The following is a 17,178-nucleotide window of genomic DNA, read 5'->3' as shown; positions in this document are numbered from 1 at the left end:
CCTAAGCGATAAGGCTCCATTAGCGTGCCAACGGAAAACGGCGTAATATGTGAAGATAATAATTCCAAAGGAGGAGAAGATCATGGATAATGAAAATAAGGATAATAAGAAAAATCCACCTGTTATTCCGCTTGATGTAGCGGATACAGACGAAACGAGGGAACCCACAGGGGAAGACCTTCGGTATAATGAGTCGGAAGACAGTTTTGAACTCGACCCTGAAACTGCCGACAAGGAATATCGCCACCCGCAACCGTACAACACAGCCGCCCCCGAGGGGGAAGATGATAATTCCGCTTACGATGAAGAAAATCCGTACACGCCGAATGAATACCGCGATAAGCAAAACGAAATGCAAGGTGAGTTGAATGAGCTCGATAGGACCGTTACCGATGAAGAGCTGACCCAACTTGACGAGGTTGATGAGCAACTCGCTAATACAGCCGAGGATACCCGCGACGATTTAGATGCCGAAGGTTATCCCCGCCGAGACGAACGGGACCCCCTAGGCGATAAGCAAATTCAATCGGACGATCCTACAGAAACCAGTGGATAAATAAGAGACTATGGAAGCAGATAACCATATGAAGTTGCCACTGATACCGGCGCAACAGGAAGGCAAGCAGGTCGATCTCGAGTCGCGCACCATTTTACCGGATAGTGGTAGCGCAAAGCACTTTTTGCAGGTCGTGAAAAACCGGCTATTTGATATCAACCAGTGGGGGGCTGTAGCTTCCGTCCCGGTAGCCACGTTTGTGCTAACGGATGAATATGGCGGTGAAGCAATAAAGACGCACCCGAAAAAAGGCGATCACGTCAGGATTGATATTCCCGGTCCGGGTACCGCAGCTGGCGACGGATACGATTGGGTAATCATCACCGATATCACCGACGTTGCCGAAACGTTCTGCGCCATCACGCTTCAGCCTGCACCGAACCCGCTGAAGCAAGGAGACGATACGGGCCATTTCTTCAAAGCGTCGGCCAGCTCTACCATTGTCGTTGAAAGGAACGATCGCGAAGTGGTTGCACGATATTATGGCCGAAACGAAGTAACCAACACCCATACCGAATCTACCATAGATAATATAAGGAATGCGGTAGTAGGTGTCAGCGCCAAGCTCGGACTGTCATACCCGCAGTGGCAGGGGTTACTGGATGGTTTGCTGGAGCATCCTTAGCGGAGGGATTTCGACTATAAAATAGAATCGTACATGTTAAATTGAAATGTTATGAAAACTTTACAAATTTTTTTGATAGTGGCTATAGCGTCAGTCATTACGGCCGCATGCAACAATACAAACCGAAGGGCCGCAGACGACAGTGTGGAACAAGCACAGGGCGTCAACGATACTTCGGCCATGGTTAATGAGCAAGATGCCGATTTTGCGGTTAAAGCCGCAGATGCCGGTTTGGCAGAAATCGAATTGGGTAAGCTGGCCGTGGAAAAGGCGACAGACCAACGCCTAAAGGATTTCGCCCAGCGGATGGTTACCGACCATCAAAAGGCAAATGATGAACTGATGGCTATTGCCACGGGTCTCAACATTACGCTGCCACCGGTAATCAGTGAAGACCATGTAGACAAGCAACGGAAGCTTCGGGACAAATCAGGCGACGCATTTGATGAAGCGTATGTCGATATCATGGTGAAGGATCACGATCGGGTGGTTTCGCTGTTTGAAGATGCCGCATCCGATGCGCGGAACGTCGAATTGCAAGCATTCGCTGCGAAGACGCTTCCCACGTTGAAAAAGCATTTCGAGGAAGCAAAAGTACTTCGCGACTCGATAAGCCCGATGGATACGACCACCGTACAGCGGCTAATGCCTTAGCTCGGTTATCCAATTACTTTTTCATCCGTGATACACCCGATGGATGCTGAAGACACCTGTTGAAGGTATTTGAATAATACACCGGAAGTGACCGAGGGGGGGCGTTGGGTCCATGCGGCGCTACGAGCGTCCAACTCCGCTTGAGTTAACGCCACATCGACCCGTCGGTTTACCACATCGATGGTAAGGCGGTCGCCATTTTGCAAAAGCGCAATGGTCCCCCCATCGAATGCTTCGGGTGAGATGTGCCCTACAACGAAGCCATGTGTGCCGCCCGAAAAACGCCCGTCGGTAATCAATGCTACATCGTTGCCCAATCCAGCGCCCATAATGGCGGCCGTAACCTTGAGCATTTCCGGCATGCCCGGGCCCCCTCGGGGGCCTACATAGCGGATCACGATGACGTCGCCTTTGTTAACCAGGCCTTTCTTTACGGCCTCTACCGTGTCGTCTTCGCTGTCGAATACGTTGGCTGTGCCTTCGAAGAATTCGCCTTCTTTTCCCGTAATCTTAGCTACGGAGCCAGCAGGGGCTACATTCCCGTGAAGAATTTGTAGGTGTCCGCTCTTTTTCAGCGGTTGGTCAAAGGGCCTCAGAATATTCAATGCATTATTCCAAGGCTTGATGTCCACGAGGTTATCACGAAGTTTTTTTCCGGTAACGGTTAGGCAATCGCCGTTCAATAAACCTTCATCCAACAGAATCTTTAAAATGGCAGGCGTTCCACCGCTATCGTGCACATCTTCCATGAGGTATTTTCCACTGGGCTTCAAATCGGCGATCAGCGGTGTATGGTCACTGATGTACTGAAAGTCATTTAAGGTCAATGAAAGACCGTAAGCTCGTGCAATAGCGAGGTAATGCAGTACGGCATTAGTAGACCCCCCGAGTGCCATCACCACCACCAATGCATTTTCCAGCGATTGCCGCGTAACGATATCGCGCGGTTTTAAATCGAGCCGCAGTAAATTCTTGACGGCCGCCGCTGCATCTACACATTCCTGTTTCTTTTCGTCGCTGGTTGCTGGATTGGATGAGCTATAGGGTAATGACAGGCCCAGCGCTTCTATGGATGAAGACATGGTGTTGGCGGTATACATCCCACCGCAGGCCCCCGCGCCAGGGCATGCGTTGCGTATGATCTGATTGAGCTCTTCGTTATCGATGATGCCTGCCATCTTTGCCCCGTAAGCCTCAAATGTCGACAGGACGTTGATTTTCGCTCCATTGTGTTTTCCCGAGTGGATACTTCCGCCGTAGACCATGAGCGCCGGGCGGTTGAGTCGTCCCATGGCAATTACCGCGCCGGGCATATTTTTGTCGCAGCCCATCACCGTTACCAGGCCATCGTACCATTGGCCGCCCATCACCGTTTCAATGCAGTCGGCAATGAGATCGCGCGAAGGCAGCGAAAAGTTCATCCCTCGCGTGCCCATCCCGATGGCATCGCTCACACCAATGGTATTGAACGTGAGTCCTGTTAAGTCATGTGGTTTCATAGCCTCAACCACAATGGCGGCAAGTTCATTGAGGTGCATGTTGCAGGGATTCCCCGCATACCCCGCACTGGCAACGCCCACTTGCGGTAGTTTGATGGTCCTTTCGTCCAAGCCAATGGCGTGGAGCATCGCTCTCGAACCTGGCTGGTCGTCGTTTTCGGTGAGTTTTCGGCTGAATTTATTTAGTATGGTGTCCATTATATATTAGTGTGACGTGTTAATGATGATCTAACTTGTTATTAGCTGGGGAGGGGCGTGCCACCCGAATCATTTGATAAATAGGCAGCCTCCACCAAACGCATGGTATCGTAGGCATGTTTCACCGATGTAGCATGCGGAGCGTTTGGGTCTTCAATAGCACACTGCAAATCGGCCATGGTGGCCATGAATGCGTCGGGGTACCATGCACCTGGAACATGCCCTTCTACCCACCCGTCACGGGCATTATCGGATAAGAAATATTCAAAGCAATCGGCTTCGCCCTTCGGGAAGTTGATGTTTTTTCCAAGTGTCGCTTTGATGGCGCCCTTCGTTCCTTCCCACTTCACGAACGAATCCTGGTGTTCCAACCCGAAATCATGCCCATGGTTGGTGTTGACAAACGCCCGGATGGGTTTTTCATAATCAAACACGATAATCGATCGTGTTGATGTTAATTGCATTTGTTTGGGATGCTGGAATGTTTTAGCGTATAGCCGCTTGGGCAAGCCCAGGAAATATTTAATCATATCCATGTAATGGATGCTATGGTAAAGCATCTCCATGCGTGGCAGGCCAAAGAGGAAATCCCAAAGCTCCCACGGGTGATGGATGTTCATCCGTATTTCCATGTCGTGTAATTCACCGATAGCACCCTGATCAATCAGGTGTTTTGCCGCAATTACCGACGGAATCAGTTTCATTTGGAAATTTACACTGGCGGTGAATTGTTTACGCGAACATATTTCGATGATTTCTTTGGCGTCGTTGAGGGTTTCTCCCATGGGCTTTTGCATCATCACGTATGCGCCATGAGGCAATTGATTCAAGATATCCGTTAATTTCGATGCTGGCACGGCGATATCGAATACCGTATGCGGGGGCACACGGTCAATAAGCTCCTGCATCGAGTTATATACTTCGTTAAGTTCGAATGCCGCCGCTAGTCGTGCAGCCTTCTCTACCTGAACATCATAGATGCCAAGGACCGGCCAACCCGCTTTTCGATAGGCGGGAAGATGGGCTTCTTCTACAATACCGCCAGCCCCGATGATCACAATCGGTTTTGGGTGGGCAGGCATGGCAAAATCGGATACTAAGGTGGGTCGGTTCATGCGCGTTTGCTGATTTGATAAAAGTCAAGTGCATTATGGTAAAACAAGTTAGCCATCTCCTGTGGTGCTAACGCGCGGCATAACTGTTGCGCCGCCTCGTACCACCTGGTATAGCTCGAGGCAAGGGTCACCACCGGCCAGTCGCCGCCAAATGCAAGTCGGTCGGGGCCGAAGTATTCCAGAGCGGTATCTACATAGGGTTGCAGGTCGGCAATGTTCCATGTCTCCCGATCTGCTTCTGTAACTAATCCCGATAGTTTGCAATATACAGTTGGATATGCTGCCAAGGCGCTGAGGTTACTTCGCCATTGGGCGAATTCACCGGTTTTGATGTCGGGTTTGCCGAAATGGTCGAGTATATACCGGTTGTGCGGTGCAGCTTGTACGAGGTGCACCGCTGCGGGCAGCTGATGTGCTTTTACGCCGAGGTCAAAACTCAAGTTATGCCGATTCAGGAGGGCCATGTTCGATATGAATCGTGGGTCCCGATACAAAGACATAGGCTCCTCCTCGAGTCGGCGAATTCCCTTCACGAGGTTATTGCGCATAAGCGCTAGCAACTGTTCTTCCGCGTCGGCAGCCTCTAGCGGAAAATACGGAATGATGGCGCGGATGCGTGGTTCTTTCCTGGCCAACGCCGTAACGTAGTCCACCTCGGCTTGATAATCGCTAGGCAAGCATTCGCACTGCACAAAAATCATATCCGAAATCGGTATACCTTGTGTCGCAGCTTCGTAGTCGGCGAGTCCAAAGGATCTATTGATTGCGGCCACATCAGCCAGCCAAGGGTAGTTCAATAACGTCAGATCCCAGAAATGCACGTGGGCATCTGCGATTAACAGGCTGTTGTATTTGTCGTCTATCTTGGTCATAAAAATTTTGTTAAAGGTAGAATGAAAATGATGGTTCCAATGGTATTGGATTAGCAAGTATCTGTACCGTTTTGATGCTTTGGTGAATTTGTGTGTGATTTGTTGTATTTTCGATATTTAATTGATTAGTTGTCGCGGATATTTTGAATAACTGGTCAAAAAAGTATGTGTTGAACGATTTGTAAATGTAAAGATAATCATGAAACCCATTTATGCAAAGCCCCCTTTAGGAAGTAGAGCTGCTTTTCAGGTGCGGAAAGACTATTTCGACATACTCGATACCAAGTGGCATTATCATTCGGAATATGAGTTGGCCTTTATTAATTACCCTCACGGTAAGCGCATTGCGGGCAACAGCATGGCAACATTCGATGAAGGGGATCTGGTGCTCTATGGGCCTAATATTCCCCATGCTTGGTCCCACGAGCCCGCTCCGGGAACACGTAACGAGTCATCTTATAATAACGGGCTGTCATACCATGCAGTGGTTGTGCATTTTAGTGCGGACTGTTTTGGTGAATCATTTTTTTCCATTCCAGAGATGAACGCCATTCAGACTGTACTTAAGAAGAGCATACATGGCTTGGTGGTGAAGGGGCAGTCGAGGGCAAAGATTGCCGGCTGGATGAACCAGTTGGTTGATCATACAGGCTCGGCCCGGGTGATTTTACTGATCCAGATTTTGCAAGAAATTGCTTCAACTACCGAGTATGATTTGCTCTCGTCTGCGGGGTACTGGGACAACTTAAACGATAACGATGCCGTGCGGATGAGTGGAATTTACGAGTACATTATTCAGCATTTTACCAAGGAGATCGCACTGGAAGAGATTGCCAAGCAGGCACATATCTCACCTTCCGCGTTTTGCCGCTATTTCAAAGCACGTACCAAACGCACACTCAAGGAATTTGTCAACGACCTCCGTATAAACCACGCCTGCCAGCTGTTGGAAGAGAATCAACTGAGTATTACCCAGATCTGCTTTGAAGCGGGATTTAACAATATCTCCAATTTCAATCGGCGGTTTAAAGAGTTCAAAGGGATTACCCCTCAACAATACCGCACGAGCATTTCGGGCATTTACCATAATAACAAGAAGGAGGCGTCAACCGGGCATGCTGTGGTAACGCCTTGAGCATGGTCAATTTCGTATTGATTGTGGGCAAATCCGTACTGTTCCATTTGGCTCTTTCGGGCGTTATTTGTCTAAATAATTGTAATCCTGATGAGCTGATGGTAAATGATCATTCTAATCGAAGTTATAACTTGCATAACGCTTCTATGGTGAAGGCAGCCGGTCTGTTTTTCGCAGCAGTTAATCATTCGCATGTTTCGATGTCGTGACAAGCGTTTTCGAGGTTGAAAGCGCTTATCGAGAATCGTAGTTCACTCATTTTATTTAATCAGGGCGATGGTTTGCGTAACTGCCAATTTCATTATGTATTCGCCAAATAAGAAACCAACAAGTGACTAAAAGCAATTTTATGAAAAGAAATAGAAACATCGTATTAATGGTATTCGTATTCCAATTGTGCTACGGCCTTTTGTATGGAGCGTCTTCCTTTTCAGCTGGAAGGGAGGTGAACACGTTGTACGCGCAAGACTCGGTATCATTTGAGGTAAAGGGCATCGTTCGCGATTCGGTTGGTGTACTTCCCAACGTGACCATTGTAGTAAAAAACAATTCCAGCATCGGTACCACAACGGATCCAAACGGCAGGTTTATATTGGTTGTCCCAAATCAACAGTCAATACTCGAATTCCGAATGGTAGGCTATGAAGCACAGGAGGTCCCTGTACAAGCCAACATGGATGTATCAATGGTGCAGTCAGCTGATAACCTGGACGAAGTGGTAGTTGTGGCATTCGGAAAGCAGAAAAAGCAGGATGTTATTGGCGCTGTAACCAGCGTGAATCCTTCAGACCTGAAGATTCCATCAAGTAACCTCACTACGGCAATGGCCGGACAGATTGCCGGAATGATCGCGTATCAGCGGAGCGGTGAACCTGGTGCCGATAACGCAGATTTCTTTATCCGTGGCGTGACGACTTTCGGCTATAAAAAGGACCCATTGATCCTCATTGATGGCATTGAAGTTAGTTCACGGGAGTTGGCCCGCTTGCAACCAGATGATATCGCCAGTTTTTCTATCTTAAAAGATGCAACCGCGACCTCCCTATATGGGGCTAGAGGTGCTAACGGTGTTATCTTGATCGCGACCAAGACAGGTAAAGAAGGCCAGATTTTGATCAATGTCCGTGTAGAGAATTCACTTTCGGCGGCCACTCGGAACGTCGAACTGGCCGATCCGATCACATACATGAGGCTGGGCAATGAAGCGGTGGTTACCCGTAATCCGTTGGCCCCTCAGCCGTATCCGCAACGTAAAATCGATAATACAATTGCCGGAACCAATCGCTACGTATATCCGGCCACCGATTGGCACCAAGCGCTTTTTAAAGACTATACCATGAACCAACGCGTGAACCTCAATGCAAGTGGTGGAGGAAAAGTTGCCGATTATTATTTGTCGGGCACATTCAATCAAGATAATGGTGTGTTAAAGGTAGACGGGCGCAATAACTTCAACAGCAATGTCAATTTGAAGAATTATTCCCTCCGGTCAAACATCGGGATCAACTTGACCAAAACAACACGGGCCATGGTTAGGTTGTCCGGCATATTTGATGATTATACGGGGCCAATCGAAGGTGGCGCAGATGTGTATTGGCAAGCCATGCATGCCAATCCGGTTTTGTTCCCTGCATATTATGAGCCCGATGAGGCACATGGTCATGTGAACCATATCTTGTTTGGTAATTATGGAACGGAAGCCAATTATATCAACCCCTACGCAAATTTGGTGCGAGGGTATAAAGAATACGCTAATTCGCGAATGGATGCCCAGTTCGAGCTCAATCAGGATTTTGGCTTTTTATTGGAGGGGCTGACGGCTCGGGCACTTTTTAATACGTCACGCAGTTCTTATTTTGACGTCATCAGGCAATACTCCCCCTTCTATTACACCAGCGGCGGCTATGATCGGTTTACGGACAAATATATGTTAGCCGCCCTGAATGAAACCACTGGTACAGAATACCTCGGTTTTCAGGCTGGGGGCAAAGATGTTTTCTCATCTACCTACTTAGAAACTGCGATTAGTTATAATCAGACATTCCGCGAAAAGCATAATATCAGTACAGCCCTAATCTCCATTATACGCGGTAGCCTTGCGGGCAATGCCGGAGATTTGCAGCGCTCGCTGCCCTTCCGGAACGCGGGTCTTTCTGGGCGGTTTACCTATTCATTCGATAGCAGATATTTTGCAGAATTCAATTTCGGCTATAACGGTTCCGAACGGTTTTACAAGACGGAGCGGTTCGGTTTCTTCCCCTCGGCGGGTGTGGCTTGGACGGTGTCCAATGAGCCGTTCTGGGAACCAATCGCCCCTGTGATATCCATGTTGAAATTTCGGGCTACATACGGCTTAGTGGGCAACGATGCGATAGGCAGCGAGTATGATCGTTTTTTCTATTTATCTAATGTTGATATGAACGCCGCGTCCAGAGCCGCCAGTTTCGGCACACTGAGCGATTATACGCGTACGGGAGTTTTGGTTTCCCGGTATTCGAATCGAGATATTACCTGGGAAAAGGCAAAGAAGACGAATATCGGCTTTGAATTAGGGGTCATGAACAAGTTAACGGTCGAGGCCGATTATTTTCATGAAGACCGGAGCCATATCCTAATGACACGGGCATCCATACCATCTACCATGGGCCTCACAGCACCCGTAAGGGCAAACGTGGGGGAAGCGTCTGGGAGCGGGATAGATGGCTCATTGACCTATGCCGATAATTTTGGTCCAGATGCATGGATGAAGGCCAGGGTCAACTTTACGTATGCCACCAGTGAGTTCAGGGTCTATGAAGAACCCCAGTATGAAGAGAGTTACCTCTCCCGGGTAGGCTATCCGTTGTCACAGCAGTGGGGGTACATTGCCGAGCGTCTTTTCGTAGACGATGCCGAAGTAGCTAATGCACCGAGACAGAATTTCGGCGACTATATGGGGGGAGATATCAAGTATCGGGACCTCAATGGCGATGGGCAAATCACTGAAAGGGACCGTGTCCCGATCGGACACCCGACCGACCCGGAGATTATTTATGGATTTGGAGCTTCATTCGGGTACAAGCGTTTCGACATGTCGTTCTTTTTCCAAGGGTCGGCCCGGTCATCTTTTTGGATCGATCCAGTCGCCACATCACCATTCAATGAGGAAACACAATTATTAAAGGCGTATGCAGATAACTATTGGTCTGAAGACCATAGAAACTCGTATGCACTCTGGCCCCGCCTTAGCTCCACAGTTGTCGGTAATAATACGCAACGGAGCACCTGGTTTATGCAAGACGGCGGGTTCCTTCGCCTGAAACAAGCAGAGTTTGGCTATACGTTCCCGGACGTCCTTTTGCAGAAACTAGGGGTGGCCAACGTCCGTTTCTATGCGAGTGGCCTGAATCTGTTTGCCATTAGCAGCTTTAAATTATGGGATACCGAAATGGGCGGAAACGGGTTGGGGTACCCCGTACAGCGAGTATTTAATTTAGGTCTCCACGTCACACTATAACTATCCGATTATGAGATATCTTAATATATTTTTTTCCATTTTGGGGCTTACGGCCCTAAATGCTTGCAATGACTATTTAAATGTTGTGCCAGACGGTGTGGCGACCATTGAAAACGCATTTACGAGCCGTACCACGGCCGAAAAATACCTGTTTACCTGTTACTCTTACATGCCCAGCCACGGAAGCTATGATGACAACCCGGCCTACTTTGCTGGGGATGAATTTTGGACGATTTACCCACAAAGTGAGCCTTTTTTCTGGAGCAGTACTTTTGAGGAGATTGCGAGAGAAAATCAGGGCGTTGTGTCTCCGAGACTCAATTATTGGGATGGTTCTAACGGTGGCAGACCTTTGTTTCAAGCATTGAGGGACTGTAATATATTCCTGGAGAATATTGAAGCGGTACCCGGTATGCAAGAACGTGAAAGACTTCAGTGGATTGCCGAGGTAAAATTTCTTAAAGCCTATTATCATTTTTGGTTATTGCGCATGTATGGACCTATACCGCTTATCAAAGAAAATCTCCCCATATCCGCTGGCGTTGAAGAAGTTCAGGTAGCCCGGGTGCCTGTGGATGCGTGTTTTGCGTATATTGTGGAGCTATTGGATGAAGCAGCCCCAGACCTACCACCAGTCGTCAGTAATGAAAACGACGAATTAGGCCGAATTACCCAAGTGATAGCGAAATCAGTAAAAGCGGCCGTTTTGGTTGAAGCAGCTAGTCCACTGTTCAATGGGAATACCGATTATACAACGTTTACGAATAAAGACGGGGAACCGTTATTTAACACGACCTATGACGCGGAAAAATGGCGAGTAGCAGCAGAAGCATGTGTAGAAGCGATTGAACTATGCCATTCGGTTAACTTACGGCTTTATACCTTTAACCCGGCTTCGCTATCTACCCGTGTCTCAGACACAACAACCATTAAGATGTCAATCCGGAACAGTGTTGCGCAGCGCTGGAACAGCGAGATTATCTGGGGGAACGCCAGCAGTCTTTCCAACCAGATGCAGACGTTGTCGCAAGCGCGGGTAGACCCGGATAAACCAAACAATGCCGGCGCCCGCTCGCTCTTGGCCGTAACCATGAAAGTGGCCGAAACATTCTATACGGAGAATGGCGTGCCGATTGACGAGGATGTGACCTGGGATTATGCCAATCGATATACCTTGAAAAATGCGACCAGTGACGACCGCTACAATATCGGAGAAGGATATGAAACCGCTAGCGTTAACTTTAATAGAGAAAACCGGTATTATGCCAGTTTGGGATTTGACGGCGGCGTCTGGTTCGGACAAGGCAATTATGACGATAATGATCCATGGGTGCTTCGGGCAAAATCGAGGCAGGTAGGAGGGAAACTCAGCGCGTCCCTTTACTCGGTTACAGGTTATTGGCCGAAAAAGCTGGTTCATTTTCAGAACACCTTGCAGGAAGGAGATGGAGGCGGGTATAGCGTCGTTTCTTACCCATGGCCGGTAATGCGATTAGCAGATCTATACCTTTTGTATGCAGAAGCGCTAAATGAATACGCAGGTCCTTCGGATGAAGCATACCATTGGATTGATTTGGTCCGAGAACGAGCGGGATTGCCTGGCGTGCAAGAAGCATGGTCGACCTATTCGCGGCAAAATAATAAGTATGCAGATAAAGATGGTCTCCGGGAGATTATACAGCAAGAACGCTTAATCGAGTTGGCTTTCGAAGGCCATCGCTTCTGGGATATCCGGCGTTGGAAACGGGGTAGGGAAATGTTCGCGGGTAATATTCAGGGCTGGGATATCGAGCAGGAGGAAGCCACTTTGTATTATCGGGTCAAAACGCTGTTTACGAAAAGTTTCGGTGTTCGAGACTATTTGTGGCCGCTAAGTGAAGGCAGTTTGATCGTAAACAAGAATCTGGTCCAAAATCCGGGATGGTAATTAATTAATACAGAAGGAAATGAAATCAATTATAATTACGAACAAGTTTCGGTGGCCCTATAGACTACTATGTTATATGCTGATCGGATCACTTTGCGGCGCAGGCTGCCAGGACAAGGAGCTAGGTCCCGTTGGTGGTGATGGAGTGGCTCCGGGTCCGGTGTCTAACGTAGTGGCTGAGGCACTGCCGGGGGCGGTGAAACTTACCTATCGCCTACCCAGTGATAAGAATCTGCTGTATGTGAAAGCGGTTGTAGAAGTCAATGGACTGGAGCGCGAATCGAGATCCTCGTTCTATGAAAATTCATTAGAGATAAAGGGATTCGGTGATTCGAAGGAGTATGAGGTAGCGCTGTATGCCGTGAGTCGCGATGAGGTCGCTTCGGAACCTGTGTATATCACTGTTACCCCCCTCACATCGCCCGTGCAAGAGGCTTTTTCTTCGCTCGATTTGTTCGAAGACTTTGGTGGTGCCACGGTAGGCTTCAAAAACCCATCGGAAGGCGATTTGAATATTGTACTGTTAACGACGGACTCCGCGGGTGACTGGGTAACTGCGGACATCTATTATACCAAGCGTCCTGAAGGTTTTTTTTCGGTGCGAGGGTATGACACGGAACCGCGTAAGTTTGGCGTGTATATTAAAGATCGGTGGAATAACTATTCGGATACATTGGAAAGAGACTTGGTTCCCATCTTTGAAAAACAGTTGGATCGTACCAAGTTTAGCGAATACCGATTGCCCACCGATGAAGAGTCCGCGTGGGGGTGGACGATGCCTCACATATGGGACGGTATTATTGTAAACAACACCAATGTCGATAAACCCGGGTTCCATACTGCCCCTGGGCGATGGCCACAGCATTTTACATTCAGTTTGGGTGTAGAAGCCAAATTGAGTCGCTTCCGTTTTTGGCAGCGGGGCGCATGGATTGCTTTTACGGATCGAAACATTAAGAAATTTGAAGTGTGGGGAAGTACAGACCCCGCTCCCGATGGCAGTTACGATGGATGGACGTTGTTATTGGAAGGCGAATCGGTGAAACCCTCGGGGTTGCCTATGGGAGACAACTCGGATGAAGATTTGGCATTAGTAGGGGCTGGAGAAGAGTTTGTATTTCCAGCTGGCACGCCGGCGGTGAAATACATTCGTATTAAAGTATTGGAAACATGGTCGGGTGCCGATAGTTTTTATATCATGCAGGTGGCATTCTGGGGCTCGGAGGCGGAAGGGTAAGCCATAAATAAAAGAGAAAAAATTATGAAAAAGTATATCAATTGGTATGTAGTCGCACTGATGGCCTCCGTGGCGTTATTTGCCTGTCGAAAATCAGATGACTATAAAAAATACATGGCTGGCGGTGAGATTGTCTATCCAGCGAAAGCGGACTCCATAAACGTTCATCCAGGAGATAGCCGGATCATGCTTTCATGGATTAGAACCGATCCGCGGGTTACGCATTACCAGGTGTATTGGAACCTCGGCACGGACTCTATCCGCGTGGAGGTGCCGATGAACGGCAGTGAAGATGGTGTGGATACCGTGGAAGCCTGGATTGAGGGCCTGGAAGAAGTAGAGTATGAATTTGACGTTGTTTCGTTTGATGAAGATGGGAACCAATCGGTAAAAAGCTCGGTTGCGGGGAGGGTCTACGGAGATAACTATGCAGGAACGTTACTGAACCGAGGTATACAATCCATTCAGGTTTCGCCATTGGAATCAACGGCACAGATCAGCTGGTTCGCGGCGGATAGTACGGACATTGCGGTTGAGGTTACGTATACCGATGTGGAAAATAATAGTAGAAAGGTAATCCTACCCAATACAGGTAAGCCCGATACGGTTACTCGCTATAAACCGGGAACGGACTTCTCTTATCGAACCCTGTTCCTTCCCGACTCGTTGGCAGTCGATACGTTTTATGCATCTTCGGTGGAAATAGCTGCGCCACCGGTTACCTACCCCGATCTCGACAACGCGAAATTCCGTGCTTATACATTACCGGGGGACGCACCGAGTGCATACGGGTGGGAGTTGCCGTATGCCTGGGACGGCACCGCGGCCGAGGGGCGCGGTTTCCATACGCCAGAGCTCGGATACCCTGTGCAGTTCTCTATCGATTTGGGAACGTTGGCTGTTTTACATCAGATGAAGCTTTGGCAACGCGAAGTGGACAATGCCTATTTTAATGAAGGTAATCCGAAAAAGTTTGAAATTTGGGGATCGCAAGATCCGAGTAGTGATGGAAGTGACAATGGATGGGTGAAACTAGGGGAGTTTCAATCCGTAAAGCCGTCGGGCCTACCGCTTGGTGAACTTAGCGATGAGGATATCGCAGTAGCATCAACAGGGGAGACTTTTTATTTTGACGATCCAACCACGGCTGTGCGCTATATTCGGTTTCGAATTCTGGAGGTTTGGAAGCCGGATAGACCAAGTGCACACGTTATGGAATTAAGTTTTGCCGGTGAGGTAATCAATGAATAGTCATTGGAGGCGTTTTATCACCACTTTATATAGTCAAGAATCATGAAGAAAATTGGGTTTGTATTGATTTGCCAAATGGTATGTCTTCAGGGTATGCAGGCACAATCCATTATTAATAAAAACGATTTCACCTTTCTGGAAGGGTTAACCCAAGCGGTGTTGGATAGTTCACGCATTTATCCCGGCCAAGAACTGGTTGCCCCCTATGGAGCAAACAATACCGAGGGCGTATTGATCCGGCCCGGCGGACGCGAAACGTACCCATCATTCTGGATTCGCGATCACGCCATGACACTCGAAACAGGGCTCGTAGGCCAGGAAGAGCAGAAACACATGCTATTGCTTACGGCTGCCACCCAGTGCGACCAAACCTGGATAACCAAGCGAGGTAGCATGGTCCCTTTTGGGGCCATCGCAGACCATGTACGTGTAGACGATTTGTTGCCTATTTATTTTCCGGGAACCTATGACTACGACGAACAGGGGGGAGCGGACTTCGGCATGGTTCCGCCGTACTGCGATCAATATTACTTTATCCATATGGCTCACTATTATATTAACGACGCCAACGATATCGATATGCTAAAGAAGGAAATCAATGGTACGTCTTTGATAGATCGCTTGGAGATCGCGTTTAAAGTGCCGCCCTCCCGACAGGACAACCACATTGTCTATACGAATGACGCGTTTAGGGGAGTCGATTTCGGTTTTAGGGATGCCATCTACATCACGGGGTACCTGAGCTACTCTTCCATCCTTAAGTATCGCGCGGCGCTACAGTTGTCGGCATTATTCGAACAACTCGGAAACGACAGCAAAGCCGAAACCTATCGCGGTATTGCAGCGAAAATTAAAGTGGCATTGCCTGCTGTTTTTGCCGATAAAAACGGGATGATAAAAGCCTCAACAGCCACCGGGAGCCACCCTGACGTGTGGGCCACCGCACTAGCTGTTTACTTGGGGTTATTAGAAGGAGACCATGCAGTTAAGGCTGCTGAGCATTTGGCTAAAGCCTATGTAGATGGCACGCTATCCTATAAAGGGAATGTCCGGCATATCATTGATGGAGAAGGTTTTAATGGTACCCCTTATTGGGAAAAGGGGATTGTGCCCCCCAACCAATTCCAGAACGGGGCATACTGGGGTACGCCCACGGGATGGGTGGCCTATACCATTGCCCAATCCGATAACGATTTGGCGGCCCAGCTCATTAAAGAATATATCAGCGAACTACGCGAAAGCGATTTCCGACAAGGCAGCGATTTCAACGGTCCCTGGGAGTGTTTTTACCCGCCCAACTACACGCGGGGCCCGGTATATTTAACCACTGTAAGCGCACCCTACATCGTGCTGAAATCAATGCGTCAATAGGTAAATCATTATACGTTCCTTATTTTATGCGTTTTATTGTTTCGTTTCTCGCTTTTTTAGGCCCCGTGGTCTGCTTCGGTCAAGCCAGCTCTCCAACGAGTATCCTCTACAATCAAGTGCTGTCGGAAAACCGCGACTATCCCGAGCTTTTGGGAACGAATCTGACGTATACCGACGATGGATTGCACTTACGTGAGAACGACCAATTGGTGAAGTTAAACAAGTACTTTGCCTTGGGGCGGAGGTTGATACGCTACCATGTCCGGTTGTCGGCCGATGCTGAGATGGTTTTCAGCAGTAACGAGGGGGACTTCAGTGCCCAGGTAGATATGGGTAGCAAGCGAATAGGTATAGCAACTACCCCAGCCCTTTACAAACAGGTTGATTTTTTGGACGCCTCCCATGAGTACTTAGTTGAGATTCATCGGGATTATCAGACATCCGGTATTCGGATTGTTGATTTATTCACTGGCCAATCGGCCGAATTATTTGCTACCATGGATGGTGGCGGTGGCGTTGGGCGGGGTATGGTGCAGTCAGGCTTTTACGTCGGGCTGCAGCATGATTATTATTGCTTCGGTCTAAAAAAGGGATCAGACGCCTGGGTTAAACAGCTCATTGTTGAATCGAAGGAAACGGATTTGACCTTGTTGATTTATGGTGATTCCATAACGGAGCCAGAAGGTTATTTTCCGACAGAAGATTTTCACCAATCTTGGACACAGCTGATCATCAATCGTGTGCAGGGGAAGGCGATGTCTAGTGGGCGGGGAGGAACGACCATCCACCAGCTGCTTGACCGTATTAAAAACGAATTGCCATACATAAAAGCGAAATATGTGATGGTAACCATCGGTACAAATGGTGGTAATACGGAAGAAAACCTAAGCGAACTGGTAGCGTACATAAAAAGTCAAGGCGCGATCCCGATTCTGAATAATATCCCAGCCAATGAAAGCAATACCCATATTGACGCAAATGTGATGATAGAAAAGATCAGGCAGAAATATGGAATTAAGGGATGCAGGTTTGATCTGGCTACCTCCGCTGATCATGACGGTAAAGATGTTGATCAGACCACGATGTACTTCGAAGACTACGATTGGGGTAAAATATACCATCATCCCAATGTAAAGGGGTCTAAATTGATGTTCTTGAGAACATTAATCGATGTGCCGGAAATCTATAAGTAACAAAATTCACAAGTTCGATAACCGCTCATTCCGACTTAATAATTACGAC

At 48.3% G+C, this 17,178-nt stretch carries 13 protein-coding genes; 10 read left to right on the top strand and 3 right to left on the bottom strand.

All coding sequences use genetic code 11. The features are described 5' to 3' along the window. Positions 1 to 49 precede the first annotated feature (49 nt). The 3 genes from U9S71_RS18660 to U9S71_RS18650 all read left to right on the top strand — a co-directional run bounded on the left by U9S71_RS18660 (position 50) and on the right by U9S71_RS18650 (position 1,835). The gene (locus U9S71_RS18660; protein WP_326329247.1) at positions 50 to 556 is read left to right on the top strand and encodes a hypothetical protein; all 507 of its coding nucleotides are present in this window, start codon (positions 50 to 52) and stop codon (positions 554 to 556) included. A gap of 10 nt (positions 557 to 566) precedes the next feature. Further along, positions 567 to 1,181, top strand: a complete 615-nt coding sequence (locus U9S71_RS18655; RefSeq protein WP_326329246.1) for a hypothetical protein — start codon at positions 567 to 569, stop codon at positions 1,179 to 1,181. Positions 1,182 to 1,259: 78 nt separating this feature from the next. Continuing rightward, positions 1,260 to 1,835, top strand: a complete 576-nt coding sequence (locus U9S71_RS18650; RefSeq protein WP_326329245.1) for a DUF4142 domain-containing protein — start codon at positions 1,260 to 1,262, stop codon at positions 1,833 to 1,835. Between the two features lie 5 nt (positions 1,836 to 1,840). Here U9S71_RS18650 and ilvD read toward each other — a convergent pair whose 3' ends face one another. The 3 genes from ilvD to U9S71_RS18635 are packed head-to-tail and all read right to left on the bottom strand — an operon-like array spanning position 1,841 to position 5,519. Continuing rightward, on the bottom strand, positions 1,841 to 3,532 hold the full coding sequence (ilvD, locus tag U9S71_RS18645; RefSeq protein WP_326329244.1) for a dihydroxy-acid dehydratase: 1,692 nt from the start codon (positions 3,530 to 3,532) through the stop codon (positions 1,841 to 1,843). Between the two features lie 41 nt (positions 3,533 to 3,573). After that, positions 3,574 to 4,647 (bottom strand): Gfo/Idh/MocA family protein, encoded by a 1,074-nt coding sequence (locus U9S71_RS18640; RefSeq protein WP_326329242.1) that lies wholly within the window; start codon positions 4,645 to 4,647, stop codon positions 3,574 to 3,576. Continuing rightward, entirely contained in the window at positions 4,644 to 5,519 is an 876-nt protein-coding gene (locus U9S71_RS18635) for an amidohydrolase family protein (protein ID WP_326329241.1), read from the bottom strand. Before U9S71_RS18635 ends, U9S71_RS18640 begins: the two co-directional genes overlap by 4 nt. Before the next feature lie 199 nt (positions 5,520 to 5,718). Here U9S71_RS18635 and U9S71_RS18630 point away from each other — a divergent pair, with 199 nt between their 5' ends. The 7 genes from U9S71_RS18630 (at position 5,719) to U9S71_RS18600 (ending at position 17,129) form a co-directional block, all read left to right on the top strand. Then, positions 5,719 to 6,654: an AraC family transcriptional regulator gene (locus U9S71_RS18630; protein ID WP_326329240.1), complete on the top strand. Its 936-nt coding sequence runs from the start codon at positions 5,719 to 5,721 to the stop codon at positions 6,652 to 6,654. A gap of 349 nt (positions 6,655 to 7,003) precedes the next feature. After that, complete coding sequence (locus U9S71_RS18625) at positions 7,004 to 10,150, top strand: SusC/RagA family TonB-linked outer membrane protein (RefSeq protein WP_326329239.1); 3,147 nt, start codon at positions 7,004 to 7,006, stop codon at positions 10,148 to 10,150. A 10-nt stretch (positions 10,151 to 10,160) separates the two neighbouring features. Then, complete coding sequence (locus tag U9S71_RS18620) at positions 10,161 to 12,077, top strand: RagB/SusD family nutrient uptake outer membrane protein (RefSeq protein WP_326329238.1); 1,917 nt, start codon at positions 10,161 to 10,163, stop codon at positions 12,075 to 12,077. A gap of 19 nt (positions 12,078 to 12,096) precedes the next feature. After that, positions 12,097 to 13,314, top strand: coding sequence for a DUF5000 domain-containing lipoprotein (locus U9S71_RS18615; RefSeq protein WP_326329237.1), 1,218 nt, complete (start codon positions 12,097 to 12,099; stop codon positions 13,312 to 13,314). Between the two features lie 24 nt (positions 13,315 to 13,338). Beyond that, positions 13,339 to 14,565 (top strand): DUF4998 domain-containing protein, encoded by a 1,227-nt coding sequence (locus tag U9S71_RS18610; protein WP_326329236.1) that lies wholly within the window; start codon positions 13,339 to 13,341, stop codon positions 14,563 to 14,565. Between the two features lie 42 nt (positions 14,566 to 14,607). Further along, positions 14,608 to 15,936 (top strand): hypothetical protein, encoded by a 1,329-nt coding sequence (locus U9S71_RS18605; protein ID WP_326329235.1) that lies wholly within the window; start codon positions 14,608 to 14,610, stop codon positions 15,934 to 15,936. 26 nt (positions 15,937 to 15,962) lie between these two features. Next, on the top strand, positions 15,963 to 17,129 hold the full coding sequence (locus U9S71_RS18600) for an SGNH/GDSL hydrolase family protein (protein ID WP_326329234.1): 1,167 nt from the start codon (positions 15,963 to 15,965) through the stop codon (positions 17,127 to 17,129). Positions 17,130 to 17,178 lie beyond the last annotated feature (49 nt).

Origin of the sequence: Parapedobacter flavus (assembly GCF_035818675.1) — a bacterium.
GTDB classification, from domain to species: domain Bacteria; phylum Bacteroidota; class Bacteroidia; order Sphingobacteriales; family Sphingobacteriaceae; genus Parapedobacter; species Parapedobacter flavus.
Note: the sequence above shows the minus strand (reverse complement) of the source record. Positions and strands in the feature narration are given on the sequence as shown.

What these genes read in the sequence shown, in the direction of transcription:
- U9S71_RS18620 (WP_326329238.1), top strand. Translation starts at nt 10,161, where the DNA reads ATGAGATATCTTAATATATTTTTTTCCATTTTGGGGCTTACGGCCCTA.
- U9S71_RS18655 (WP_326329246.1), top strand. Translation starts at nt 567, where the DNA reads ATGGAAGCAGATAACCATATGAAGTTGCCACTGATACCGGCGCAACAG.
- U9S71_RS18625 (WP_326329239.1), top strand. Translation starts at nt 7,004, where the DNA reads ATGAAAAGAAATAGAAACATCGTATTAATGGTATTCGTATTCCAATTG.
- ilvD (WP_326329244.1), bottom strand. Translation starts at nt 3,532, where the DNA reads ATGGACACCATACTAAATAAATTCAGCCGAAAACTCACCGAAAACGAC.
- U9S71_RS18610 (WP_326329236.1), top strand. Translation starts at nt 13,339, where the DNA reads ATGAAAAAGTATATCAATTGGTATGTAGTCGCACTGATGGCCTCCGTG.
- U9S71_RS18605 (WP_326329235.1), top strand. Translation starts at nt 14,608, where the DNA reads ATGAAGAAAATTGGGTTTGTATTGATTTGCCAAATGGTATGTCTTCAG.
- U9S71_RS18640 (WP_326329242.1), bottom strand. Translation starts at nt 4,647, where the DNA reads ATGAACCGACCCACCTTAGTATCCGATTTTGCCATGCCTGCCCACCCA.
- U9S71_RS18635 (WP_326329241.1), bottom strand. Translation starts at nt 5,519, where the DNA reads ATGACCAAGATAGACGACAAATACAACAGCCTGTTAATCGCAGATGCC.
- U9S71_RS18630 (WP_326329240.1), top strand. Translation starts at nt 5,719, where the DNA reads ATGAAACCCATTTATGCAAAGCCCCCTTTAGGAAGTAGAGCTGCTTTT.
- U9S71_RS18615 (WP_326329237.1), top strand. Translation starts at nt 12,097, where the DNA reads ATGAAATCAATTATAATTACGAACAAGTTTCGGTGGCCCTATAGACTA.
- U9S71_RS18600 (WP_326329234.1), top strand. Translation starts at nt 15,963, where the DNA reads ATGCGTTTTATTGTTTCGTTTCTCGCTTTTTTAGGCCCCGTGGTCTGC.